The 26,481-nt window shown below is 40.8% G+C and carries 24 protein-coding genes and 2 pseudogenes; 6 read left to right on the forward strand and 20 right to left on the reverse strand.

Features of this window, described 5'->3' with window-relative positions; translation table 11 throughout:
* Positions 1 to 19: 19 nt before the first annotated feature.
* From G4D73_RS05860 to G4D73_RS05895, 8 genes are all read right to left on the reverse strand, one after another.
* Positions 20 to 1,303, reverse strand: coding sequence for a hypothetical protein (locus G4D73_RS05860; RefSeq protein WP_005106243.1), 1,284 nt, complete (start codon positions 1,301 to 1,303; stop codon positions 20 to 22).
* A 17-nt stretch (positions 1,304 to 1,320) separates the two neighbouring features.
* On the reverse strand, positions 1,321 to 3,606 hold the full coding sequence (locus tag G4D73_RS05865) for a hypothetical protein (RefSeq protein ID WP_213687584.1): 2,286 nt from the start codon (positions 3,604 to 3,606) through the stop codon (positions 1,321 to 1,323).
* A gap of 33 nt (positions 3,607 to 3,639) precedes the next feature.
* Positions 3,640 to 4,362, reverse strand: coding sequence for a hypothetical protein (locus tag G4D73_RS05870; protein WP_213687585.1), 723 nt, complete (start codon positions 4,360 to 4,362; stop codon positions 3,640 to 3,642).
* 12 nt (positions 4,363 to 4,374) lie between these two features.
* Positions 4,375 to 6,393, reverse strand: coding sequence for a hypothetical protein (locus G4D73_RS05875; RefSeq protein ID WP_005263570.1), 2,019 nt, complete (start codon positions 6,391 to 6,393; stop codon positions 4,375 to 4,377).
* Between the two features lie 234 nt (positions 6,394 to 6,627).
* Complete coding sequence (gene dcd / locus G4D73_RS05880) at positions 6,628 to 7,197, reverse strand: dCTP deaminase (protein WP_004280726.1); 570 nt, start codon at positions 7,195 to 7,197, stop codon at positions 6,628 to 6,630.
* Positions 7,198 to 7,320: 123 nt separating this feature from the next.
* Complete coding sequence (locus G4D73_RS05885) at positions 7,321 to 7,914, reverse strand: LysE family translocator (protein ID WP_213687586.1); 594 nt, start codon at positions 7,912 to 7,914, stop codon at positions 7,321 to 7,323.
* A gap of 257 nt (positions 7,915 to 8,171) precedes the next feature.
* Positions 8,172 to 9,431 (reverse strand): iron-sulfur cluster carrier protein ApbC, encoded by a 1,260-nt coding sequence (gene apbC, locus G4D73_RS05890; protein ID WP_004280730.1) that lies wholly within the window; start codon positions 9,429 to 9,431, stop codon positions 8,172 to 8,174.
* 287 nt (positions 9,432 to 9,718) lie between these two features.
* Entirely contained in the window at positions 9,719 to 10,516 is a 798-nt protein-coding gene (locus tag G4D73_RS05895) for a hypothetical protein (protein WP_213687587.1), read from the reverse strand.
* A 313-nt stretch (positions 10,517 to 10,829) separates the two neighbouring features.
* Here G4D73_RS05895 and metG point away from each other — a divergent pair, with 313 nt between their 5' ends.
* Positions 10,830 to 12,890 carry a methionine--tRNA ligase gene (gene metG / locus G4D73_RS05900; RefSeq protein WP_213687588.1) on the forward strand — a complete coding sequence of 687 codons (2,061 nt, stop codon included), beginning with the start codon at positions 10,830 to 10,832 and terminating at the stop codon, positions 12,888 to 12,890.
* A gap of 624 nt (positions 12,891 to 13,514) precedes the next feature.
* On the opposite strand, the gene G4D73_RS05905 is transcribed toward metG, so the two are convergent.
* Together G4D73_RS05905 and G4D73_RS05910 are read right to left on the reverse strand one after the other, a co-directional pair.
* Positions 13,515 to 14,318 carry a hypothetical protein gene (locus G4D73_RS05905; RefSeq protein WP_228305192.1) on the reverse strand — a complete coding sequence of 268 codons (804 nt, stop codon included), beginning with the start codon at positions 14,316 to 14,318 and terminating at the stop codon, positions 13,515 to 13,517.
* Between the two features lie 91 nt (positions 14,319 to 14,409).
* The gene (locus G4D73_RS05910) at positions 14,410 to 14,526 is read right to left on the reverse strand and encodes a hypothetical protein (protein WP_086044934.1); all 117 of its coding nucleotides are present in this window, start codon (positions 14,524 to 14,526) and stop codon (positions 14,410 to 14,412) included.
* Positions 14,527 to 14,794: 268 nt separating this feature from the next.
* On the opposite strand from G4D73_RS05910, the gene G4D73_RS05915 reads away from it, so the two are divergent.
* Both G4D73_RS05915 and G4D73_RS05920 read left to right on the forward strand, forming a co-directional pair.
* Entirely contained in the window at positions 14,795 to 15,775 is a 981-nt protein-coding gene (locus G4D73_RS05915; protein ID WP_213687589.1) for an MBL fold metallo-hydrolase, read from the forward strand.
* Between the two features lie 449 nt (positions 15,776 to 16,224).
* Complete coding sequence (locus tag G4D73_RS05920) at positions 16,225 to 17,412, forward strand: ammonium transporter (RefSeq protein ID WP_213687590.1); 1,188 nt, start codon at positions 16,225 to 16,227, stop codon at positions 17,410 to 17,412.
* A gap of 69 nt (positions 17,413 to 17,481) precedes the next feature.
* Here G4D73_RS05920 and G4D73_RS05925 read toward each other — a convergent pair whose 3' ends face one another.
* On the reverse strand, positions 17,482 to 18,105 hold the full coding sequence (locus G4D73_RS05925; protein ID WP_004280739.1) for a LysE family translocator: 624 nt from the start codon (positions 18,103 to 18,105) through the stop codon (positions 17,482 to 17,484).
* Positions 18,106 to 18,208: 103 nt separating this feature from the next.
* On the reverse strand, positions 18,209 to 18,391 hold the full coding sequence (locus G4D73_RS05930; RefSeq protein WP_005104073.1) for an NF038215 family lipoprotein: 183 nt from the start codon (positions 18,389 to 18,391) through the stop codon (positions 18,209 to 18,211).
* A 180-nt stretch (positions 18,392 to 18,571) separates the two neighbouring features.
* On the opposite strand from G4D73_RS05930, the gene G4D73_RS05935 reads away from it, so the two are divergent.
* Positions 18,572 to 19,453, forward strand: coding sequence for a 1-aminocyclopropane-1-carboxylate deaminase/D-cysteine desulfhydrase (locus tag G4D73_RS05935; protein WP_213687591.1), 882 nt, complete (start codon positions 18,572 to 18,574; stop codon positions 19,451 to 19,453).
* On the opposite strand, the gene G4D73_RS05940 is transcribed toward G4D73_RS05935, so the two are convergent.
* Entirely contained in the window at positions 19,450 to 19,773 is a 324-nt protein-coding gene (locus G4D73_RS05940) for a DUF4870 family protein (protein ID WP_005106226.1), read from the reverse strand. The two genes, G4D73_RS05935 and G4D73_RS05940, sit on opposite strands and share 4 nt — an antisense overlap.
* A gap of 187 nt (positions 19,774 to 19,960) precedes the next feature.
* Between G4D73_RS05940 and G4D73_RS05945 the strand changes: the two genes are divergently transcribed.
* Positions 19,961 to 21,160, forward strand: coding sequence for an NAD(P)/FAD-dependent oxidoreductase (locus G4D73_RS05945; RefSeq protein ID WP_114541011.1), 1,200 nt, complete (start codon positions 19,961 to 19,963; stop codon positions 21,158 to 21,160).
* 29 nt (positions 21,161 to 21,189) lie between these two features.
* Here G4D73_RS05945 and G4D73_RS05950 read toward each other — a convergent pair whose 3' ends face one another.
* From G4D73_RS05950 to G4D73_RS05980, 7 genes and pseudogenes are all read right to left on the reverse strand, one after another.
* On the reverse strand, positions 21,190 to 21,339 hold the full coding sequence (locus tag G4D73_RS05950) for a hypothetical protein (RefSeq protein WP_004645868.1): 150 nt from the start codon (positions 21,337 to 21,339) through the stop codon (positions 21,190 to 21,192).
* A gap of 129 nt (positions 21,340 to 21,468) precedes the next feature.
* Positions 21,469 to 21,636: a hypothetical protein gene (locus G4D73_RS05955; RefSeq protein ID WP_213687592.1), complete on the reverse strand. Its 168-nt coding sequence runs from the start codon at positions 21,634 to 21,636 to the stop codon at positions 21,469 to 21,471.
* Positions 21,637 to 21,704: 68 nt separating this feature from the next.
* Positions 21,705 to 23,651, reverse strand: coding sequence for a mechanosensitive ion channel (locus tag G4D73_RS05960; protein ID WP_213687593.1), 1,947 nt, complete (start codon positions 23,649 to 23,651; stop codon positions 21,705 to 21,707).
* A gap of 201 nt (positions 23,652 to 23,852) precedes the next feature.
* Positions 23,853 to 24,185: a hypothetical protein gene (locus G4D73_RS05965; RefSeq protein WP_004645869.1), complete on the reverse strand. Its 333-nt coding sequence runs from the start codon at positions 24,183 to 24,185 to the stop codon at positions 23,853 to 23,855.
* A 138-nt stretch (positions 24,186 to 24,323) separates the two neighbouring features.
* Positions 24,324 to 25,139 carry an ethanolamine ammonia-lyase subunit EutC gene (gene eutC / locus G4D73_RS05970; protein WP_213687594.1) on the reverse strand — a complete coding sequence of 272 codons (816 nt, stop codon included), beginning with the start codon at positions 25,137 to 25,139 and terminating at the stop codon, positions 24,324 to 24,326.
* A gap of 9 nt (positions 25,140 to 25,148) precedes the next feature.
* A pseudogene (eutB, locus tag G4D73_RS05975) lies at positions 25,149 to 25,634 on the reverse strand (ethanolamine ammonia-lyase subunit EutB); the annotation flags it as partial.
* Positions 25,633 to 25,848, reverse strand: a pseudogene (locus tag G4D73_RS05980) (ethanolamine permease); the annotation flags it as partial. The pseudogenes G4D73_RS05980 and eutB, both read right to left, overlap by 2 nt.
* Positions 25,849 to 25,997: 149 nt before the next feature.
* On the opposite strand from G4D73_RS05980, the gene G4D73_RS05985 reads away from it, so the two are divergent.
* Positions 25,998 to 26,420: a hypothetical protein gene (locus G4D73_RS05985; RefSeq protein ID WP_005247880.1), complete on the forward strand. Its 423-nt coding sequence runs from the start codon at positions 25,998 to 26,000 to the stop codon at positions 26,418 to 26,420.
* Positions 26,421 to 26,481 lie beyond the last annotated feature (61 nt).

The following is a 26,481-nucleotide window of genomic DNA, read 5'->3' on the forward strand; positions in this document are numbered from 1 at the left end:
GGATTTTTTACAACTAAACTTAGCAGAATTTATGTCCACCAAAGCAGTTCGGTTTAAAGTTCTGGCCTTGTAAAGTTAAATTAGTAAGAGGGAAATCAAGTAGCGCAGGATTTTTAATTTCCTTTACATCAAGTGCACTTCCTAGCACGCAACCAAAAACCAGACTTCCACAATCTCGCACATTAGTGGTTAAATCATGGTTAATTCCTGCAATAGTTTGCTTTAAAACAGCATCTGAAATTGGCACACTATATGAAGGTGAAATACTTCCTAAATCCACTTCATCTTCCATTGCCAGCCACCACCCTTGTTTTGCCGCGACTGCTGCACCAGGCCATAAAATGCTTTGGGATTGCAAGGAGAGTGAAGCTGGATTATTTAAATATAAAGCATGAATAAGTCCGAGATTTTGTTTAACGGTAATGTCTGTCTGTAGCCCGGTTAAGTAGCCTGTAATATCTTTATCTAATTTTAATGCTCCATCCAATAATTCTGCTTTTAATGGTCCTTTAAAATCAATACGACCTACTGTCCCTGTCCCTTTTAGTACAACTTCTTTCATTCTTGTTCCTGACACTATAGTAGCAGGAATAGTAAAAGGTGCTGTTGTAGAATTTAACTGGAAAGCATAATTGCTAGATGTGTAATGTAAATCCAGAGGTAATGGTTGACCTAATATAGTGCCTTTTACCGTGCCCTCAATATTCATTCCAGTTGCAGCATAATCCATGACACGAGGAGCGGTTGTTGCAACTCCTGATGAAGATTTTGTTTTCATATAACCACTGAAACTGTTAATACCATTTGGTGTAGCACTATTTTCTGTCCCCATTGTCAATAGACCTGAAATCTTTTCCGCACTTAAACGGAAACCTAAAACTTCACGTGTAGATGCCTGATTTGGATTTTTTATGGCAAATTGTACAAATGGATTAGTAATCAGAGCTGAAGTCGCGGCACGATCCGCGCCATTCGTAGGATTACCACTTAAGGCAATATGATCAATATCAATATCACAGCCGGTTGCACCATTAACACCGCCACACCCGAGTTGTAGCTTTTTTATATTGGCATTAATTTCCATCTCGGCTTCCAAGCCTAATTTATAAAATGAGATATTACTCTGGTCATAAGTAGCTCCTAGATTATCCATCTGGTTAAATCCAGACTGAACCTCCATTGACAATAAAGCCTGCCCATTGACTTCTGAGAGCTCTTGGTCTTCCAATGAGGTTAATGCAGATACCTGACCACTTAGGCCCATCATAGCTACCACTAGACTTTTTAATATTATTTTTTTCATTTTTCTCATCCTGATTTTCAGCGTGGTGTGATTCCCATCGTGCTACGAATGGTTCCACCAGTCAGTGCAATACTTGCCATGTTTTGCATATTGCCATTGGTCGCCATGGCAAAATTGGTCTTAAATGGTGTTGCAATATTATTTTCATAATTGAGTTTGACCTGATTATCCAAAGTCACTGTATCTGCACTAACACGAACTTTTGCTTTGACACCCAAATGACCTTCCATCCGGTTAAAGTTAATTGACGAAGTTTTTAATACCCCCGTTGAGTCAATATCTTCATTGGCAATACTAAAATAGCTGCCCAAATTATCTTTGTTTGCAGTTTCTTCTGCGGTAAGGGGTCTAAACTTAAAGTTTGCATCAAATGACAGGAAGTTGGTATCTGGTGAACCGCTGGTTGGGTCTATACCAGGAATAATCAGGAGCTCACCATTTCCATCAAGTTTAAAAGCAATATTCGTCAGGACATCATCACGTTTAGAAAAATTATCGTGAGGCACGTAGCTCCCGCATTTAGCGATCGATGCATTGGTACAATTATATTTAGATCCTGGTAATTGACCAATCGCAAGCTCAGCTTTGGCTCCAATCAGCAGCTTATCAGCGCGAATATAAATACCTTCATCTTTATAACTAATAATCCCTTCTGACTTGATCAAAGCATCGATATTCCTAAAACCAGCATAATAGTTAACAGCCTCACCATGATCGCCATTCTTGCCATCAATCAATATAATCGAGGTTGTGCTTGGTAAACCGGTTTTCTTGTCAATTCCATAGCCTTCTGTAGATGCCATAATGTTATACGCAATTGCTTGCTTATTGTTTGTTCCATAAGTCGTTCCAGACAAGGCAACATTGGCATTTAAATTATAAATAGGAATACCGATTCCCCATGAACCACCATCGCCACCAATTTCCGCCAAAGAGTTATCTGATATAAAACGTGCTTTCGCAGCAATAGACTGAAAATCCATTCCACGTACGGCGATATAAGCAAAATCTTCTCCATTCGTGGTGGTACTGAGTGTCTGTTTAAGTACAATGCTACTACTACCTAAAGTCTTTTGCATATTTTCATTGATTATGAAATCGAGACTTTTTGCAGTAATGGTATTTATATATATATTTCCAAAGTCGATATAAGCATTTTTACCATGTAAGGCACCGGCAGCAGTACGTGTAGTCAATGGTCTGAGCTTGGAAAATTGCACCGCATGGCTTCCCTTACCGGTATGACCAATCTCAAGTGTTGTAGGTGCCATAGTTGCTGGAAGCCCGGTACTATTAGCACCTGTAAAATCTGCAGACAAGCCTAGATTTAACCCACCTTCTCCGACCAGGCCACTGTAACCTGTAGCAGCTTTGTCCTGACGTTCTAGTACACCATTCACCTTGTTACTAACATCAAAAGTACCTATCTGGGTTTGATCGGCACTCATCGATAATCTTGCGTTAGTGACTGCACCCGAAGCCCCTAAACGCATAATATTTTTACGTTCATTATTTGGCGTGTTATAACGCAAGTTAATATTAACCCCTGGATTGGTCGGATTAACCCGGTCAGCCGTGATATCGGTCATATCTTCAGCACGCTTTAGATCCACATAATGATCTTGACTGCCATTTCGTGTGGTCAGTACCACGCCTTCATCCGGGTCAATGTACATATATCCTTGACCCGCGAAGTTAAAGTTAAAGTCATTCAAAATCAGACTATTTTCACCTAATTTATGACTAATCGTGGCATTTTTAAGTTGAAAATCGATACTGGCAATTGAATCTTTATTAAATAGACCTGCACTGGTTTGTAATAGCACACTAAGCGGTGTAGAGGTACTAATCCCTAATGCCCCCAAACTTTGATTAGATTGAGTACCCGCAGTCCGAATACTATTCGCAGATTGACTACATGGATTGGTCGTACAGGCGATCTTTACCAATTTTAAATCTGCAGTGGCTTGAAAGGGTGAAACACTTGCAGCTAGCCGAAGTCCTGCCCCTTGTGAAGTGGCACCTACATCTATTTCAAGTTGACTAATGATTGGTTTATTATCTTTTCCAATAATCTCAACATTATGTAGACCTAAGCCCATTTTAGTATTGGCAGTTGGATTTGGATCATACCAATTGGCTTGAGCAATACTGGCTTTAGAGATTTCATGAGTAATCACCATACCATCTTGTCCAGTGACTTCACTCAATTCCTGCTCTTCAATAGTTTCAAGTGCATAACCTTGTTGTATAAGACACATGCATACCGTTAGCAATTTCAACTTTATTGTTGTTTTTTTCATTTTTATATCCTTATGCTGTACTTGACGTTGTTACTAACAACGACTTTGTGCCCCACCTGTACAGTTATAACCAAATATTTTCAAATTGCCTGACATATGCAGATTTCCATGAATGTTCAACCCCATAAATCCTTTTTCAGCACCTTGATCAAACGAAGGAACATCTTGGGGCGCGGTTGTATAAGTTCCATCGGCATTATAGGTACGCCCTGTATACGTACTATAAACACCTGTATTGGCATAACCTTCCAAGGCGCCAGCACCTGTACCCGTTTCAATGGAAACTGTATTAAAGCCTAAATTACGGATCTTTAAAGGCTGGTGATCATAAAAGGTAATTTGCATCGCCGTTTGTGGTTCATTACGATGATTAATGATGGTTGTACCATCAATTGAAAACTTATCAATCTGAATCGTGCCTTGAATGCCTTTAAAGACTAACCACTTTTTATTTCCATTGGCATCGACATGGTTATTCGGCGCTATTGCCAGACGGCAAAATTGTTTTGTTGCTCCACAAGCGGTGGGATCTAGAACATAAAATACTTCGAGCGGGTTGCCACTTCCATCAAGCCGAGAAATTTTATCTTTACTTAAATCTGTCGCATAAATATGGTTTAAAGATAAAGTCCAGTTAAGATCTGCTCCGCCTTGCCCCACGGTATTGGTTAATGCTTGCTGATCAAGGGCTTCCAATCCGGCAAGACTGGCCATAGAAGTACATAATAATGCACAGAGTGTTACTAATTTGGACATTCTTATACTCCCTTAAAGACCAGTTGTTCTAATTTTCAGATGCTGAATCAGGACACCATCAATGACAGCAGATCCAAAATTCTTACTTACACCCTCAGTATTTTTAAATACGATTCCTGTTGAATTCACACCATCCTTGGCACGCAGCATATTTGTTCCTGAGATACGCTCTGTAGTCCCTATTGAGATACTACTGTGAGTCGCATTACGCCCTTGATAAAGTGCGGTGGTATCTGACACATTATTTTTAATCGGTGTACCACAACTATAGACATTACAGGTCGAACCCTTTAAATCTGTTGTACCCAATCCGCCCCCATAATTTTGATAAATTTGATTATAAATAGCAGGAATATTGGGAATACGTGTCACTTCTAAAATAATATTATTGCCTTCTGAACCTACAACGAAAGGCTGGTACATATTACCAAGCACTAAGTTAATATTTGGGCTATATAAATATAAACCCTCAGAATCATGAAATATAGGAGCATCACTTCCATTCAAGGCCGGGGTCGGGACATTACCATCAAGTGCATCTGTTTTTGCTGCGGTACTTAGACGTATACCCTTACTGTTAAGATTGTTATCGCTACTGCTTAGAGTTTCTGGTCGATCATTGGTATTCAGACGAACAATACTCGCCATACCTAATGTTTGGCTGTAATTCTTATTGTCAGATTCTAAGGTTTGGAATAACCGAACTTGCGAGCCATTAAAACTCAGACCATTGGCAATAAATTGAGTTCTTAATCGATAATTTGTGTCAAGGCCTGAAGTTGGTCCACCTGTTATAGAATTTACAGCATTCGAGGAGTTAAGCTCACGTGCAAAGATATCACTCCAGAAGCCTAGCTTGATATTATTATCACTTTCGACCCCTGCAATTGGACTTAATGGGGCTTCCAAAGCGATATAGCCTACATCTTTAGCAGCGCCCTTAAACTGTGTGACGTTTTCAGTTCCTGCCCGGAATAACCAAGGATTATCTGCTGACCCCCAGCTAAAACCCTGATTACTGTATCGTGTGCTTAAAGAACCATCGCTTTTCGATAATGCCAGACCATAAATAAATACATCGGCTTTAGTTCTTAAAGTGCTCACAGAGCTTTTAGCAGCTTCAGTTTTAGCAGCCTGATCTGCTCTAGCAATGATTTCAGCCATAGCAGCACTATCTGCATCTTTCATCATTCCGGCTAGAGCAGCTTCCAATTTTTTGTTGTATTCTGCTTTAACTAGTTCAATAATTCTTGCATCTACAATTGCTCCAATAATATTCTGCCTATCAACCGCCGTACTCCATTCAGTATTTGGAATCTGCTGATTAGCATTTTGCCCATATAGAAATTGAATCATTTCAAGGGTATTTAAATTTGCATATTCATCAGACTTATTTGGTCGCAGTGGCGTTAATTCATATTCTGTTGTGCCATCATGCTTGATATCATAATCAATACCTGGTGAGGTATTACCTGCACCATTATAATAATCATCACGACGTTGGTCATAATAGGCTTTCATAAAGTCTGTATTATAATAATAATCAACTAATTCTTGCTTAAATGCGTCCCGGTTAGCTTGTGTGTCATAAGTATTCTTAATCGTATTATAGTTATCATTATAAAAATCAGTTTTTAAGGTATCAAAGGCTTGCTGATACTCAGTTGCATAATTCTGCGTTCTTTCAACATGAAAAGCATTATCATATGTAGATTTATAAACTTTGTCGTATACACGCTGCCCAAGTTGGTTGTAATTCTCACCCGTCGGGATAATACGAATAAAGCCTGTATCTGCTTGTCCGGGGTTTTCAATGCCTCTGGCATAACTAGAACTAGCAGAAAGATCTTTAGGACCTTGAAACACCATTTTAAAATCATCAAGTACCAGCGCAACACCCTCACCGGTGGTGTCAGAAAGAGAAGAATCTGATAATTCCTGCATCGCATGTGCAGAAGGCAACAGGCTGAAACCGATTGTCATCGCCAAATAACTTTTGCGAAATTTAAATATATCTTTTATCTGAGCCATCTCACTCTTTCCTTTTTATTCGATGCTCCGCACCTTATGCTTCAGCTTCCTAGCCGCCAATCTTTGATTTTTTATAATGCATCGCATCTTTTTTATGGTTATGCGGAATCCATTATGCTGATTTTTGATACAGATGCCAAAGCCAATTAGGCGAAAAATAGCAGTTTCCGATGAATGAAAATCTCAAAAAAATAAACGGGACATAAAGTCCCGTCATTCAATATCTTAAAACAATTAGGTCTTCGGCAAAGTAACGCCTGTCTGACCTTGATATTTACCGCCACGATCTTTATATGAGGTTTCACAGACTTCATCAGATTCAAAAAACAGCATTTGCGCTACACCTTCACCTGCATAAATACGCGCAGGAAGATTGGTAGTATTTGAAAACTCTAAAGTGACATGTCCTTCCCACTCTGGCTCAAGCGGAGTCACGTTAACAATGATGCCACAACGCGCATAAGTAGACTTACCCAAGCACACGGTCAAGACATTACGTGGAATGCGGAAATATTCAATCGTACGCGCCAAAGCAAACGAGTTAGGCGGAATGATACAAACATCCGACTCGATATCAATAAAGCTGCGTTCATCAAAGTTCTTTGGATCGACAATTGCAGAATGCACATTGGTGAATACTTTAAATTCACGTGCACAACGCACGTCATAACCATAGCTGGATACGCCATACGAAATCAGCTTTTGACCATTTTCATCCAAACGTACCTGGTTTTCTGCATACGGTTCAATCATGCCGTGTTTTTCGCTCATTTCGCGAATCCAACGATCAGACTTAATTGCCATTGATATAATCCAAAAATCTTAAGAACAAGTTATTGCGACGTACTTTAACTGAAATTGACACTAATGAAAATAAGTGAAAGTCTTAGAGCTAAAGTTGCCAAAAAATTGCTGATTGAGATCAGCTTATAAACTTAAAAGTGCAGAATAGCTTAAAGGAATAGAAAAGCTCATTAGCACCAGCGAAGCCGTTTTTTGCAGGTTTTTCTGGTTCAGCCAGCGACTGTTTTTTCTGGCCAGGATTGAACCCAGAAAAGTCCAGAAGAATGCAATCGGAATCAGCAGAAGTAAAAAGACAAGCATATGAGTCACATAATGCTGACTGCTTTTCCAGACAATGACAGGAAAGATCGCTGAGGCAAATAAAAGTGCTTTAGGATTAAGCAAGGTTGCCAAAAATAATTCTCGTGCGCGAATCGAGACATTTTCAAGATTTTCGCTTATTTCTGCAGTCCGCCATAATTTCACAGCGAGAAATAGAATATAGCCAGCACTAAAAAGTTTGAGAATGGTCGGTAAAAGCGGAAGATGAACGGAAATTTTTCCGATCAGAATGCCCCATAAGCTAATGGCAATCAGATAACCAAAGGCTTCCGCAGGAATTAAACGAAATGTTTTTTTAAATCCGACCTGAATGCCTGAAGATGCCAATAAGGTATTGGTTGGGCCTGGTGTTAAAAGAATGGTTGCCACTAAACCAATAAAAAACCATGAAATCATAGTTTGACCTCGCTCTAATCCGAGTAGCATAGAAGAATTCGGTCAGTGCTGCAAAAAAATAATTGTAAGAGAACATATGATCTAAAATTTAAATTTATTTATTTTAATTAATTCAAATGTTTATATAAGCTTTCAGGATAAACACCCGATAGTCATTTCAGTCAATTTCGGTCATTTAAATCGAGCTAATTTTAAAAATAAGAAATAAAAAGCCCTAGCTTTTAGCTAAGGCTTAAATATCTGAATTGTCTATAGAATTAGAAAATTCGGCTATGGTCTTTTTCTGCTTTGGGTAGCTGTGCGGCAATTTTCTCTGCAATCAGCATATAGCTTTCTGCAGCAGCATCTTCGGCAATGACAGAAGGTGTACCGGCATCCGCATTTTCACGAATTTTAGCATCCAAAGGTAAACGGCCCAACAATGGGATTTGATATTGCTCAGACAGTTTATCGCCACCACCTGTACCAAAAATCTGTTCCTCAAAACCACAATTTGAGCAGATATGGGTCGACATGTTTTCAATCACGCCCATGATCGGAATCTGCACCCGATTAAACAATTCAATGCCTTTGGTCGCATCCAGCAATGCCACGTTTTGTGGTGTCGTCACAATCACTGCACCCGTCACCGGAATACGCTGCGCGAGAGTTAACTGGATATCGCCTGTCCCAGGTGGCATATCAATCATCAGCACATCGAGGTCTGGCCATAGGGTCTGATTGAATAACTGCATCAATGCACCCGTGGCTTTTGGACCACGCCAGGCGACTGGAGTATTGTGGTCTCCAGTTAAATGGCCAATCGATAACACCGCCATTCCATAGGCTTCAATTGGGACAAACTGCTCTGCTTCGATCATTGGCGTTTTGCCGGCATTGCCGAGCATGGTCGGGATACTTGGACCGTAAATATCGGCATCCAGTACGCCTACGCGCAGGCCTAATTTCTGTAGAGCCAAAGCCAGATTTACAGTCGTGGTCGATTTACCTACGCCACCTTTGCCGGATGACACCAGAATCACATTTTGAATCCTTGGGTGTTTTGGAACATCACGCTGTTGCGGCGCAGCTTTTTGAATAGGTGGATTATTTGGATCAGCTTCTTCTGTTTTTGCAGGCTGTGCCGACGCATCAACCACAGGGGGAAGATTGGGTTTTGCTTCCGCTTTAGGCTCGCTTGAACAGTTTTCACCTTCAGCATGGTTATGCCCGCAACCCCCTTCTTTCTTATGTCCAGTTTTCTGCTGAATCACATGCATATTCAGTTCTTGAATACCACATTTTTGCAAAGCTTCCGCCAGTTCATCATGAATCTGTTGCAGCTGCGCTTTTTCTTCTGGATAGGTATTCAAAGTGATTTGCAGAATCTCACCCTGTACATTGACCTGCGTAATACGATCTTTCAAGGCATTGCTGGAATTTGGCAAGATATAGTTTTGCAGTACGTTTTGCACAGCTTCTTCGTTCACCTCCTTGGAAGGCGAAAAAACCGATTTAAGCGAAGAAAGCCAAGACATAGGTTACTCCAAAAATGTAGATCGACATCTGAATCGCTTAGTTTAACGGGGTTTTAGGCGAAGGTTAAGCATTGTATTGGAGAAGATGAAAGAGATATCTTCAATTTCCAACCATTTTACTCGGTTTTCTGAAATGTTTTATGAAATCGTGGTGAATAGAAATAATGAAAAATGAATGATTGAGAGCAAAGAAAGGCGGATTATTTTGATGTAATAATTTTTTTACTGATCTTATGCGATCAAGCCACTTTAACCCTCTGTAATTAAAGTGGCTCTATGATCACAGACTATTTATGATTTTTATTGTTTTCAGATTTGTCCTTTTGATCCTTGGTATTTTTATCCTGATCTTGTTTCGATTCGTCCTTTTTGGACTGAGAGTCGCTTTCTGAATCTGCATCTTTGGCATCTTGCTGCTGATCAGAATCACTTTCCTTCGATTGATTATCTTTCATTTTATTCATCGTATCAGTTGCCATCTGTTTCAGCTCAGCGAACTTAACCGAGGCTTCGCTGAATAAGTCTGTGATTTTCTGTCTGGTATCTTCAAACTTATGCATGGCTTCATCTTTTAAATTTGCCATACCTGCCTGCTGATCGGTCTGACCATCTTTAGCATTTTGTTTATCTGACTTGTTAGATGACTTATCTTGAGAGGTATGATCCGCTTTGGCTTTTTTCGCATCATCCGAACCTTGCTCAGCATTTTGCTGGTTGTCAGATTTGCCATGTTTCAGCTCATTCAGAAGCTTTTCACCTTTTTGCAATAGCTCTTCACCAATCGCTATCGCTTTGGCTTTTAAGTCATCCATCTTAAAGCTTTCAGTTTTTTTATCAGACTGATTCTCTTGAGAACTGTCTTTTTGTGCTGATTGCTCAGCATTTTCCTCTTTACCGTTATGCTGGGTATCAGACTTCTGATCAGCATGGGTCTGGGCACTTTGCCCGTTCTTATGTTCCTGATTATGCTGTTTATCCAGCTCGTTTTGCTTTTGCTCTTTTGCAAGCTGATCATTCAATTCGCGTGCATGTTGTTCTTTATCTTGATTTTGCTTCGACGTATTGTTTTGGTTCTGCTGAGTCATGAGGTACCCTCCTTAGGCATATCATATAAACAATCAGCCATTTTTTTAGCACAAAGCATTACGCGAATCGGGCGAAGTAAGCAAACTGCAACAAAGCCTGTACATGTTGTTGCTATTGTTTGCAGGATGTAGCATGAGCAGAGTCAAATCCGTATTGAAAAGCTTTATGCTAAAGATGACGCAGGCTTTTGTATTCGAGCGGTCCAAGTCCATCTATTCGCAGGGTTTCAGCAAAGCATTTCTTTGTAATCCCCTCGGCATCATGTAAAATTATGGCCCATTGCATAATGAATACGAATGAGAGAGTGAATCCGTGCGTAAAATTTTAGTCACCAATGCCCTTCCTTACGCCAATGGCCCGATTCATATGGGTCACTTACTTGGCTATATCCAAGCAGATATTTGGGTACGTGCCATGCGTGCGATGGGTCATGATGTGACTTATGTCTGTGCGGATGATGCTCACGGAACCGCGATCATGCTACGTGCCGAAGCGAATGGCATTTCACCTGAAGCGCAAATTGCCAATGTGCAAAAAGAACACATTCGTGACTTTGACGGTTTCGGTGTGCATTTCGATCATTATGATTCTACACATAGCGATACCAACCGTGCCCGTGCGTCAGAAATCTATGTGAAAAACCGTGATGCGGGCAATATTGCAGTTCGTCCGGTGACCCAGCTTTTTGATCCTGAAAAAGGCATGTTCCTGTCAGACCGTTTCATTAAAGGCACCTGTCCGAAATGTAAGGCAGAAGATCAGTACGGCGACTCATGTGAAGTCTGCGGTGCAACTTATAATGCGACAGAGTTGTTGAATCCGCATTCCACTTTAAGTGGCGCAACTCCAGTCGAAAAATCATCTGATCATTACTTCTTTAAATTGCCAAATTTTGGTGAATACCTGCAAAAATGGACTCGTGATGAAGGTCGCTTGCCGGTATCGATTGCCAACAAGCTGGACGAATGGTTTGAAAATGGCTTGAATGACTGGGACATCTCACGTGATGCGCCATACTTCGGTTTTGAAATTCCAGATGCGCCAAACAAATATTTCTATGTTTGGGTGGATGCGCCGATTGGTTATATGTCGAGCTTTGAAAACTACATCAAAACCAAACGTCCTGAATTGAATTTTGATGACTACTGGAAAAAAGATTCTGAAAATGAGGTCTATCACTTCATTGGCAAAGACATCGTATATTTCCATGCCCTGTTCTGGCCGGCAATGCTTGAAGGTGCAAACTACCGCACGCCATCAGGCTTATTCGTGAATGGTTTCTTGACTGTCAATGGCCAAAAGATGTCAAAATCTCGCGGCACATTTATTAAAGCGGAAACCTATTTAGAGCATTTAAATCCTGAATATCTACGCTATTACTTCGCGTCGAAACTTTCTGACAAAGTTGAAGATTCTGACCTGAACCTTGATGATTTCGTTCAGAAAGTAAATTCAGATTTGGTCGGTAAAGTCGTGAATATTGCCAGCCGTTGTGCGAAATTCATCAACACCAAATTTGATAACAAGTTAAGCACGATATGCGCTGAACCTGAATTGGTACAAAGCTTTATTGATGCTGGGAGTTCAATTGCTCAGGCTTATGAAGCACGTGAATTCTCGGCGGCGATTCGTGAAATCATGGCGCTTGCAGACAAAGCCAACCAGTATATTGATGAGAAAAAGCCTTGGGCACTTGCGAAGCAAGATGGTCAGGAACAACAGGTCCATGATGTATGTTCTGTAGGTATTAATTTATTCCGCCAATTGGCAGTTTACTTGGCTCCTGTATTGCCGACACTAGCTCAACAGGTTCAAGATTTCTTGCAACTTGAAAGCTTCGATTTTGCTTCTCGCAAAACCATTCTAGTGAGTCATGAAATTGCATTGTTCCAACCCTTAATGCAACGTGTAGATCCAAAAGCGGTTGCTGCCATGGTGGATGCATCTAAAGATTCTTTAGCTGCTCCTGCTGCTGAACCAGCAAAAGCTGAGAAGAAAAAAGAGAAGAAGATTGAAAAGAAAGCTGAACCTAAAGTCGGTGAAGCTGAAATCATTAATATTGATGATTTTATGAAAGTTGACCTGCGTGTGGCTGAAGTTTTGGAAGCGGCTACGGTTGAAGGTTCTGACAAACTGCTTCAACTCACTTTAAACGTTGGTGAAGCTGAGCCACGTAATGTGTTCAGTGGTATTCGTGAGTTTTACCAACCTGAAGACTTAAAAGGTAAACTGGTGGTGATGGTGGCAAACCTTGCGCCACGTAAAATGCGTTTTGGGATCTCTAACGGTATGGTGCTAGCTGCGGGTAATGGCGACGGTGTTTGGGTGATTTCACCTGAATCTGGTGCTAAACCGGGTGATAAAGTGTCTTAAGATTTCCATTTTAAGCAAAGAAAGCCTCTACTGATGTAGGGGCTTTTTTATTAGTTATTTCCCTCATCCCAACCTTCTCCCAGAGGGGGAGGAGCATTCATTACTAAATAAATTTTTGTGTAGTTCCCTCTCCTTATAGGAGAGGGTTAGGGAGAGGTCAGAAACTATTGCCTTACTTTTGAAAGATCAAAAGTAACAAAAATCTTTTGTTAACTTGATGATACTTCCATGTATCACAAGTGAACGGCGACATCCATGTCGCCTCCAACTAAATTAATACCATCATTAAGTCAACTTTTTTATTACATCGAACAGACCAGATGTTTAAATAAAGTATTGGCTTAACACTATTTTTAGTTTGAAATCATTTTAATTTGAGCCAAAAAACTTGAGTTGCAATATTTAAATACTCATATGCAACATTAGTTTTTTGCGCAAAGGCTTCATCACGAGTGATTAGATATTCACAAAAACAACCATAAGATGCATGTGACATGTCACTGAATGATGCAATAAAACGCTTTTCTTTATGTAATCCTTCATCTTGATAATAACCGATCAGATTTAATATAGTATAAATTTGATTTACTTTTTGAAAAATATAGTATTCCTGCTCTGAACCAATTAAATTTTCAATTGAAAGAAGTCATCTAACTCATTATTTTCCAATTCAGGATTGTTTTCTTGAAGTAATTTCCATATTTGATTTAAAGCATTTGGTAATTTAATTTTTTGTAAGTTATCATGATTGATATTCAATGATTCTCGTAAAGATTTATGAGATGATTTTTCTTTATTAGACTCTTCTAAATGCCTTACCGATCTCTGAATATATGATTTATATTTATCTCGCTGATTCATTAGGTTCGGGATTTTAACTTTAAATTTTTCTATTTCTGATAAAAGATAGTCATCTTTGTATGTACTGTTCTTAAGATCACTTAAAGATTTTTCTAAAAATAGTAATAAATTATCAAAAGCTTCAATTTGTTTGTATTCAAAAGTTTTAAAATCCTTTACACCACCATATAAAGCAAATAAATTCTTAGTTGATGGATTAATCATTTTGTTTAAAAAATTATTTTCAATATAATTATTAAAATGAACTAGTGGATCATCCCAGGATCTAAAAATAGTATTTGTTAAAGTCCCATGCTCATTAGTAGTTAAGGCGATATAGTGTGCATTTAACTCCCTTAAGATATCTAAAAACTCGACACAATATTTACTGCTTTTCCCCTTTATTACTGATCTGTAAATTTCTTCTAAAGTAATGGGTGAATAAACAGCTTGTACTTCTTCTTTTAAATATCTAAAAAAATCTGAATCTCTACTAAGCAATGGCTTTTCTTTATATTCACTAAATAAGTCTAGAATATTTTGATCTAAATAAGCTAGAGGTTTTCCTGAGTGCTCTGGTTCGCTCATACAATGCTCTCATCAAGTAATTATCTATTTTCTTCGAAATAATCCATCAAAAAAGCCTCTATCTCTAGAGGCTTTTTTATTGCTGGGTCACTTAGCCTTGCAACACAAATTCCCAAATCACATAGCCCAGTCCAAAACCAAGTAGTGAATATAAGGTAATAATGAAAAATACAAAGCTGGCATTGTTTTTTCTTTTCCAAAAACTCATCGCGACACCCAAAGCTTGTTCGTAATACCCCATGTTAACGAGCTTTTCATAAAAAGTGAAATGTATCTAAGCATTTTATTTATAATAATATTTTCATTAAAAATAAATTCTTTACTTTCAAAAAATCAATATACAGATTCAGACTGATTTTTTAGTACAGATGCCAAATCAGCACTTCCATTTTAAAAAATGGTAAATATATTCATATTCTTTTTTGCTGGCATCCGTGCTAATACATAGAATTGACTTTAATTACATAAGAATAGCTATGGAATACTTCACTTCTTCTCTCGTCGTGTCATTGCTTGCTTTAGGTTCAATGGCGGGTATCTCTCAAACACATGCACAATCCGTTTCTAGCACCCAACAACAAAAACAGGTTCCCGGTTATTATCAACATAACTTCGGGGATTACCAAATTACTGCCCTGCTAGATGGCACCAATTATCTGTCCAAAGCCTTATTTAAAGATATTCCAGCAGCTCAAGCCGACCAGATATTGAAAAAATACTACGTCGATCAAGCTAAAGGCATCCAAACCTCCGTGAATGCCTTTCTGGTCAATACAGCCAAGGAAATGGTTCTGGTCGATAGCGGGACTTCAAGCTGTAATGGTCCACACCTAGGTTCAGTGTATTCCAATTTAAAGGCTTCAGGGCATAAACCTGAACAGGTCAATGCCATCCTGCTCACGCATTTACATCCAGACCATGTATGCGGTATAAGTAATAATAGTGTTGCCAATTTTCCCAATGCCAACATTTATGTGTCTCAAGCTGAACTGGATTTCTGGATAAATCCCACAACGGTAGAAAAATTACCAAAAGCCAAGCAGGCAGGTTTTTTGGGCACAGTCGATAAAATCAAGAAAGCCATTGCACCCTATCAGGCCAAGAATCAGCTCAAAACCTTTAAAACTGGCGATAAAATCCATGCTTTCGATGTTATCAGTTCGGCTGGACATACACCGGGGCATTTTGGTTTTAGCTTAAAATCTAAAGGTCAGCAGATGGTGTTTATTGGAGATATTGTGCACTCACATACGCTGCAGTTTGATCGCCCACAGACCGGCGTTGACTTTGATGTCGATCCGAAAAAGGCGATCGAAACCCGCTTAAAATATTTTACTGAATATGCGAAAAATGGTCAGACGGTAGCAGCACCACATTTGCCATTTCCGGGGATTGGACATATTTATTCTAAAGACAATAAAAGCTATCAATGGATTCCGGTACATTTTAAAGATTAATTGAATACTTCAATAATTTTATCTAAGCATGAAACCCTAATTTTTTAGGGTTTCATTTATTTTAAATCTCCTTCAGCCAGATTCCCCTATGACTTGGTAAATTTAAAACTTAAATGACGCTTTGAGATTTAAAAGCAAGGGTTTCATTTATTTTTAAATTTTTTCTTAAAAATCTTTCACTTTTCATGTGCACCTTTAGCATGCCTTTTTAACACCGTTTTTCTCACGATAAATATAAATACCTAAAAATATAATATAAATTTGAATTTCATGAACTCTTTCTGTGTCTTAGTTTGGTGCACAAAAATTGTATTGTGCTTTATATCGAGTCTTATCAATTTCAAGAAATTCTTCATCAAAATTTCCCTTGCTTAGCCCTCTTCTACTATCCATTTGCCTCTATATACTGACTTTCTTTTGTGATCCCGCGCACTAAATTGGAACGCACCATGCAAAATATAGACTTATTATTTCTTCTTCTCGGTGCAGTTCTAGTGCTTGCCATGCATGCTGGATTTGCTTTTTTAGAGCTTGGAACAGTTCGACATAAAAACCAGGTCAATGCCTTAAGTAAAATTTTAACTGACTTTGCCATCTCCGCCATCGCTTATTTTTTAGTGGGCTACTATATTGCCTACGGTCAGCACTTTTTCCATGATGCTGCAACCTTGTCTGCCGATCATGGCTACAATCTGATGCGCTGTTTTTTCCTGTTGACTTTTGCTGCAGCAATTCCAGCGATTATCTCTGGAGGGATTGCAGAGCGTGCCAAAATGCGTTCACAGGCTTTAGCGACATTATTTCTGGTTGCGCTGATCTATCCGTTTTTTGAGGGTATGATCTGGAATGGCAACCTTGGTTTTCAGGATTGGCTGACCCATGCATTTGGTGCAAGTTTTCATGATTTTGCCGGCTCAGTTGTCGTTCATGCAATGGGCGGCTGGATGGCACTCGCCGCAATAATCCTACTTGGTGCGCGTCATGGCCGTTACAAAAATGATGGCCGGATCACCGCGTATCCTCCTTCATCAATTCCTTTTTTGGCTTTGGGTTCATGGATTCTGATTGTGGGATGGTTCGGCTTCAATGTCATGAGCGCGCAGCGGCTGGATGCCATTTCTGGACTGGTCGCTATTAACTCTTTGATGGCCATGGTCGGTGGAACAATAGCAGCCAAAGTTGCGGGGAAAGATGACCCGGGCTTCCTGCATAATGGTCCCTTAGCAGGTCTGGTGGCGATTTGTGCAGGATCAGACGTCGTTCATCCCTTGGGTGCTTTTTTTATCGGGATCAGCGCCGGCATTATTTTTGTGAAACTCTTTACCTATACCCAAAATAAACTCAAAGTGGATGATGTATTGGGGGTTTGGCCTTTGCATGGCGTTTGTGGTGCTTTTGGCGGATTAGCTGTGGGTATCTTCGGTCAGCAATGGCTTGGAGGAATGGGAGGAGTGTCTTTAATTTCACAACTCATAGGTACAGTGCTGGCGATTGTCATTGCTTTGGCGGGTGGTTTTTTGGTGTATGGCCTGCTTAAGGTTTTGATGGGTATTCGCCTGACTGAGGAAGAAGAGTTCAATGGTGCAGACTTGTCGATTCATCGTATTTCTGCTAATTCGGAAGAAAATACTTTTTAATAGACATAAAAAAAGCCTCTACGACTAGGGGCTTTTTTTATTTATAAGCAGAGCATCTAGATGAAGTAATTACTTCATACCAAAAATTAATTTTAAGCCAAGTACCGTCATAACTGCGCCTGCTGCGCGGTCAAACAAAGCCTTAAACTTCAAATAAACACGACGTGGCTTTTCCGCAGATAATGCAACTGCGACTAGTGAACACCAGCCTGCATCAATAAAGAAACATAAGACAGGCAAAACAAAATAAAAATACGTTGGAATTTCTTTGGGCAATAACGCGGTAAAAATACTGGCCAGCACAATCGCAATTTTGGGATTGGACAACTGTGTGATTAAACCAGTGGTAAAAGCACGGCGTAAAGACATCTGTTTGCTAATGGTTGTATCCGCTTCGATCGGATCTTTGGCATGTTTAATGATTTTAAACGCCAACCAAAGTAAATATAAACCACCACAAATTTTTAAGGCCAGGTACGCTGAGGGTACAGCCAGTAAAAATGCCTGCAAACCGAGAACCGCCAGCAGACCAAAAATCGCTGCACCGAGACCAGTACCCAATGCAGTAAATAAACCATGTTTACGTGAAATGGCAATTGAATTTTTTGCCACATAAATAGAAGTTGGCCCGGGACTCATTGCGCCTAACATCAGGGCAAAAGCAATCGAACCTAAAATCCAGAATGATTCCACGAGATAACCTGACTTAAAAATTGAAGGGCTATTTTAAGCAAAAACCTGACAATTTGCTGTAAAAATTTCTGGATTTGTCATGAATTTCAACTATAGCAATTACTTAAGGTTTCAACTGATCCTGAGCACTCAAATGCTTGTCTAGCAGTTGATAATCCTGCTCATATACAGGTACGCCACCAATAATCATGGTACGGGTTTCTGTTTTAGGTTTATTCAACGCATCATCACAGCCCGACAGACTGAGCAGCATGCCGACCCACACAGCACAGGATAATATTTTCATTATTCTACCCTCCTCAGGGTTTCCTCTGTTTAGATTAGCATTGTTGTTTAAATAATCAGCGGAATATTTGTGACAATCTACAACCAATTCCATAGCTTTCAGCGAATAATGGCTTATTGAAAAACTTTGATTTTTAGCACTTCCGCTATAATGCCTCTATCATGAACTTTGCGAACTTTTATGTTTGAAACCATTGCCCAAAATATTCCAGATCAACAGATTAATTTTCACGATATTACTTTAATAATACGTCGTCTGGATCTGGTGCATCCACAAATCTCGGGCAACAAGTTTTTTAAACTGAAATATAATTTTCTTGAAGCCAAAAGACAGGGTTATCAGCATATTCTGAGTTTTGGAGGTGCTTATTCCAATCATATTGCTGCTACTGCATTTGCCGCACAGCAGTTTGGTTTTCAGAGTGTTGGAGTGATTCGGGGTGAAGAACTGGCTGATCGACCATTGAATCCAACATTAACCACCGCCCAAGAATTCGGGATGCAGTTGCATTTCGTCAGTCGTGATGAATATCGGCGCAAGCAACAGCCTGAGTATTTGGCCGAACTCGCTCGACAATTTCCTAATCATTATATTATTCCTGAAGGTGGAACCAATGCTTTGGCGATTCAAGGTTGTCAGGAAATTTTAAAAGAAAATGATGCGCAATTTGATGTCATTTGTTGTGCAGTAGGGACTGGTGGCACCATCAGCGGATTGATCGAAGCCAGTCATGGGCATCAACAGGTTTTAGGATTTTCTGCACTGAAAGGTTCATTTTTAAAAGATGAAGTCGCCCAGCTGACGAAAAAAACCAACTGGAATATTCTCGATGATTATTGCTGTGGTGGCTATGCCAAAACCAGTGCAGCCTTAGTGCAGTTTATCCGGGATTTTGAGGCCGAATTTTCAATTCCACTGGAGCAGATCTACACGGCTAAAATGCTGATGGGAATTTTTGATTTGATCGAGAAAAATTATTTTCCGGCTGGATCAAAACTGCTGGTCATTCATAGTGGTGGTCTGCAAGGCCGTAATATTCCCTTTGGTTTTACAGCAACCTAAGCTTGAATTGGTTGATTGTTATTTAAGGCAATTAACCCTTTGACCAAGCGGTAGATATGCCAGATAAAGACCAGAAACACGATCAGGAAGCCAATCAAGATCACAGTCAATAAGCCACCGACGATATAACCCAGCAAACTGATCCAGAAGGTTTTAATTTGCCAATCGACATGACTTTCCAGCCAGGTACCGCGCATTTCATCACGCTTGATATAATTCATCACAATCGCAATAAATGGGGTAAGACCAAGAAAAAATCCTAAAATATAAAGAATATATGTAATCAGATTATATTGTTTTAAATCTTCCGCACTTGCCATTCGCTTTTCCTTGTTATTATGTTTTTAGTTTGTACAAAAACTATGCATGAGTTTTAAGCAGCTTTCAAATATTTTATGTTTAAAATGCGCTGCAAATCTGCAATCACGGAACTGATTTTTCTGGAATAGAGAAAGCTGAAATAAAATTGTCTATAATGCTTCCCTTTTCTTCTCCCTTGAGTGTGTGATGTCTTCCAAGCAATACGATGTTCTAGTCATAGGTGCCGGTGCCTCAGGTTTAATGACGGCGTATATGGCTGCGCAACGTGGGCGTAAAGTCGTGGTGGTGGAAAAAGCCAACAAGGTTGGCAAAAAAATCCTGATGTCTGGCGGTGGTAAATGTAATTTCACCAATCTGGAAGTCGAACCGAGCAATTATATTTCACACAATCCACATTTTGTGATTTCAGCTTTAACGCGTTATACCAACTGGGACTTTATCGGCTTGGTTTGTGAATATGGCATTGCTTATGAAGAGCGCAAACATGGACAGCTGTTTACCTTAAATGGTGCAAAAGATATCTTGTCGATGCTGCTGGCAGAATGTGACAAAACTGGGCTGGTTGATATTAAAACCAGTTGCGAAGTGAAAGCAGTCAATCCAGTCGATGATCAAGGCTTTCAGGTGGCGACCTCACTGGGATATTTTGAAGTTGAATCTGTCGTCGTGGCATCTGGCGGTTTATCTATTCCTACGCTTGGCGGTTCAGGCATTGGCTATGAGATTGCAAAACAGTTTGGACATCACCTCTATCCGACTCGTGCCGGACTGGTTCCATTTACCTTCTCTGACGGATTTAAAGAAGTGACCACCCGCTTAAGTGGTAATGCCGTAGAAGCAACACTCTCTAATGAACTTAACAGCTTTACCGAAGCCCTCTTATTTACCCATCGCGGTTTGAGTGGGCCGAGTTCCCTGCAACTTTCTAACTACTGGAATGTCGGGCAGAGCTTTAAGGTAGATTTTCTTCCAAGTGTTGATCTGTTGGATTTCTTCAAATCCAAAAAACAAAGCCAGCCCAAAGTCTTGTTACGTACACTACTGAATGAATATTTACCGAAAAGTGTGGTGGCTGAATTACAAAATCTGATCTGGACTGAAAGCGCTGAAACTGCCATTGGTAATATCAGCGATGACAAGCTGGAACAGATTGCGGCACGTCTGCATGGCTTTGAAGTGAAACCTTCAGGAACTGAAGGCTACCGTACAGCGGAGGTGACTTTGGGTGGTGTAGACACTACAGAAATATCCTCAAAAACCATGGAAAGTAAAAAGCAGAAAGGCTTGTATTTTATTGGTGAAGTGCTGGATGTTACTGGACATTTGGGCGGTTATAATTTCCAATGGGCATGGTCATCGGCACATGCCGCATCGGAATATATTTAATCAATAGATAATCTGGTTTGCTACTTAACTCATTCCAGATAGTCTGTTTTAAACAGGTTGAGATTGGCCGTATTTGTTAAACGGTCAATCGTCAGCTGCATTTTTTGAGCTTCTCGCAGAAATAGTGGTACGTCATCTGCTGAAGATGCCATGAATTTATGTTGGAGTGCTTTCCACATATTGTTGATCTCCTTTTCTTTATATTTTTAATGCAAGAAAAATACCAAAATCATTTTGGTATTCATTTGAATATTCTATATTTTTTAAAAAGAAAATTCTATTCCTAGTGACTGAGCAGAATTTTATTCTCAGTTAAATTCGTCTGTCTCTGGTATTTTCTTATCCAGCTCTCGCTCAGACTGCTCTTCCTGTTTACTCTTCACAAAAATAAATCGATAGGCAGCGGTAAAAAAGCCAAGCGTAATTCCTGCAATGACTAAAGGAGCCAGAACTTTATTAGGTTTCTTGGTATTCATTCATTTTTCCTTATGACTGAACAAAATCGACCACATGAGCGTGGTCGATTTTGCTTAAAGATAACAGGTTATTTCAGGTCATCTTTTTTCTGGGTAGAACGATCAATATCGACATTCGGCTCTTTTTCTCCAGTTGAACCAAATGGATTATTGACTGGCGGATGAGTCGGATCGACTTTTAGTGAATCCGGTACGGCTTGATCCGCATCCGGATTGACCGGATCAATACCCAATGATTCATCATCCTGCGGTGCAGTGGTAAGGATTGCCGGAGTAGTATGGGATAAATCCGTACCCATAGGCATATTATTGTCTGAATCCTGATTTGGCACGATGCCTGCTCCTGGAGTTGTGATTGAGGAATCGCTAGTACCTGTAGCAGTTTGCGAACCACCAGAGGACTGGCTCATTGAGCTATCTGTAGAACTCATACCCATCGCCGCACCTGTAGTACCTGACATGTCGGCTGCACTTGTACCTGTGGTCTTGCTACCTAATCCAGAAAATATGCTGTTCTCAGCTTTTTCTTTGACTGGATTGGGTTCTTTAGCTTCTCGTTTGGCTTTATCAATCAAATCTGTGAGTACACGCTCCGCAGGTTGACGACCACCCAAACCAAATGCCAAGGCAAATGCCACTGCTACAGCACCCAAAGTTAGACCAAATGCCAAGTTCACGATCGAATCGGCAATACCCATGGCACGCAGACCCATTGCCACAACGAGTCCCATGATCAGAACACGAACCAGATTGGCTAACCAGCGTGAGCTGTTATATTCACCACGTTGTACGATATTCGCAACAATATTCGCCAGCCAGAAACCGATTACCAGAATCATCGCACCGAGCAGGATATTGGCACCGAAGTAGATGAACATTGCAATAAGACCACTGATCTGTTCAAAGCCCAGACGGTTCGCTGCTTCAGATACCGCAAATAGCATGGTGAATAAAACGATCAGGAAACCGACTACACTGGAAAGTTTAGTCGTGCCTAAAAAACGCTGGATATCCAGTTTGGCAGGAATTTCATCAACACCTGTACCGGCAACTACTTCAACTACCAGACGTGCTACCAGTTTAGAGACCACATAAGCCAGAATCAGAATCAACGCAGCAGCGATAATATTCGGAATGGCATTCATGATTTCATATAGCATGGCTGTAGCAGGCTGAGAAATGGCCTCGATACCCAATGCTTCAAATGCAATGATCAGTGCGGTAATGATCACCACGGCGAAGATAAATGACCCAATCACCTGGGAAACATTCGAGTTTTTGAAGATGCCTACTTTTTCAGCATGTTGTTGTACGTTTAGACTGTTTAATAGCCCTTCAACAATACCGCGCACAATTTTCGCCAGGATATAACCAACAAAAATGATCACTGCAGCAATGAAGATGTTTGGTAAGTAGCTTACGACATCGGTCAGCATATTTTGAACTGGTAACAACAGACCGTTGAGACCCAAAATAGACAGTACGATTGGCAAGAACAGCAATAAAATTAACCAGTAAGCAATTTCACTGATGTTTTTACTAATCGGACTGACACCGACTTCAGCACTGAGTTTTTCATCCAGTTGCGTTCGGTCCAGTAGCTTTTGTAACCCTATCTTGACCAGGTTGGCCACAATCCAACCTATGAATCCGACTGCAATTGCACCTAGTAACTGCGGAATAAATAACAGGAATTGCTGGATCATATTACTGAATGGACCGCTGACACTGGTAAGATTAAGTACATTCAGCGCACCAATCACGGCAATAATCAGAATAATCCAGAACACGACGCGGGCGATAATGCTCTCCACATTGGAGTGATGACCTGTCGCCGTATTTAAATGTGTATTGGTGCCCAGTTTCTGCAAGAGCTTTTTAACGCCTGCCGAGACCAGTAACGCAATGATCCAGCCAATTACTAATATGGCAATTGCACTAAGAATGGGATGGAATTGATCCCAGTAGTACATGGCATCGAAGCCACCACGCGGGCTTCTCATATAATCATTCATGTTGTTCTACCCTCTTTGTTATTAAGCTATTTATCTGAAATCGGGGGCATCTCCCTGAAACAATCAGCCCCTTCTTTTTCCGGATTCATATTAGATTTGATGTTTTCAGACTCAAGCCAGGTAGATGGCACTACCTTAAAACATCACCATCCATTGCAAAAAAGCCCCAGTGGTTCACTAGAGCTTCTCAGGTATTTTCAGTTATTGAGTCGCCTGTCCATCAGTCGCAGTTGCTGTTGCTTCTGTGCCATCACCCACGGTTGCTGTAGCTTCCGTCCCCTCATTCATGGTAGCCGTGCCTTGTGTAGGCTCACCGACTGGAGTTGAATTATTTGGGGTAGCAGGCTGTACATTCGGATTTGGATGTCCTGCAGGAGCATCATTCGCATCTGGATTCATGTCAGCAAACATATAGAACAGTAGTGCGAGTAAAAAAATACCGACCAAAATCAAGATATAAACAGGGATACGCTTTTTCTGCGTCACGTCTGCCTGATGATTTAAAGGTGGTTTTTTATTGAAATCATCGACCATAACCATCCTCACTCTTTGTTATTCATAAGTAGATTTTTAGAATAACAAGCTGTGAATAGGGCTTCTGTGACAAAACATGGTGAGATGGTGACGGGATGTAAGTCACTAATCCATCAGAATTCTCTGCTAGATGCTACTTTAAAATAGCCGTTTGGCTGGGCTATGTTGCATATCGACTGGGGTTTCGTGTTCATCTTTCAACTGCACCCCTGAAAGCTGTAACTCACAGGATTTACGCATCAATACGACCAGTCGCTGGATAGCCAGTGGATAGGCCAAGCCCGCAGAACGGACATTGGAAATACAGTTGCGCAAGGCATCATGACAGCCTTTAAAAGCATTATAAGTGTAATAAATTCCCATACTGTCCGGTGACCTCAAACCTGGCCGTTCGCCAATTAGCATGACCAGCATTTTCGCCTGTAAAATTTCTGCCAATTCATCACCTAGTGCCACACGACTGCCACGGGCAATCACTAAGGGGGCAATCTGCCAGCCTTGTTCTTTGCATGCCTCTAGCAAGGCCGGAATAAAATGCAGGCTATTTTCCTCAATGGCACGTGCTGATAGTCCATCTCCCAGCACAATGGCTACATCCCAATGTTGCTGATGTTCGGCCCGGTATTGCTGCAACATCGTTTTGGATTGTTGTGAAAGCACACGTCCGAGATCGGGACGTTTAAGATAAAGATCTTTCTCTACCACCTGACTGTCAATTTCCAGAATGGGTAGTCCTGTTTTACTCAAACCAGCTTTTAAAGATTCAACATCAAGTGGCTTCAGTACGGCATCTTTGGCCTGGGCATGCGCCAGTTGAAATTCCAGACTTGGTCGAGTCGGCAAACTACCCCCTGTTCGGCCTAAGGCAATCCGTGCATCAGTAAAGGCTTTTAATTTCTGCCAGGGATTATCCTGTAATTGAGGCTCAAATTTCACATCGGCAATCAGTTTCATAGTACTTCCTCAAGACAGGATTAGACGTGAAAATTGCTTCGGCAACTCTGTCGGCCAGTGCAGCTGATTGGACTGTTGCGCCAAAATTCCCTGCTGCTCCAGCCAGTGGTCAAATTCGGGGGCTGCTTTTAATCCCAGTAATTGCCGGATGTAGAGCGCATCATGAAAGGAGGTCGTCTGATAATTCAGCATCACATCATCCGAACCGGGAATACCCATGATAAAATGCAGTCCGGCATTGGCGAGTAAGGTCAACAGTACATCCATATCATCCTGATCGGCATCGGCATGATTGGTATAGCAGATATCGCAACCTATTGGCACACCGAGCAGCTTGCCACAGAAATGATCTTCCAGCCCGGCCAGGATAATCTGCTTGCCGTTATACAGATATTCCGGTCCGATAAAGCCGACCACAGTATTGACCAGCAAGGGATTAAACTTACGCGCCACGGCGTAGGCACGCGCTTCCACGGTCTGCTGGTCCACGCAATGCCACCACAATGGTCGCAATAAACATGCCTCCCCCCCCCTGTGCCAAACCAAAATTCCAGCCAGCGAAGTCACCGGAAATCACATACGCGACCCCCAGACCGACGAGAAGCAGCCAACCTACGGCGCCTTTCTTGAGCTGGCGCAAGGCAAAATAATCTTCTTGTACTGCTGTTTCAGTCACACTGGTATCAATCACACTTTTTGACTCTGACATAGCAACCTCGTTGTTTTTATCGTTGTTCCCTGAAAATATGCATAAGCCATACCAGTTCCGCAGGCTTTAGTGAAGACAGTTGAGACGCTGCCTTTCAGCGATGAAATGCGTTATAATTATCCACCTTCTCATTTATACACCCGAGTTATATGGCGTATCGTCAACAAAGTGTATCGCTTGATCTTGATACTGACGTCACACATCAATGCATGCTGCACTACAGCCGTGATCAGCATCTGATTGGAATTATTGAATTCAGCAAGCCAAGCTTCCTGCTGCGCTGGCAGGATCTGGAATATTTCCGCCGTCGTACCGAAGAATTTTCCGTGATGCCTTTTCCGGACTGTGTCAATGCGATGATTATCGATATTCGAGATGTAACGGCATGGTTGGATAATGAAGTGCCGATTATTCCGTGGCGTTTACTGGAAGAAGACTGTCCAGTGCGCCTGGTGGTGCCTGCAGACCGTATTGAGCACTATGCCGGATTTTTTGAACCGACCTGGCTCAGTCCCGATGTCGAAACCGCCATTCAGGAAATCCGTGAATCAATGGATATGTTTGTGCATTAAGCTTGAATCGAAAAAACCTCCGCAATGGACAATGCTGTTTACTTAAGCATTTGAATCATTT

The sequence above is a fragment of the Acinetobacter sp. WY4 genome (assembly GCF_018438165.1).
Lineage (GTDB): Bacteria > Pseudomonadota > Gammaproteobacteria > Pseudomonadales > Moraxellaceae > Acinetobacter.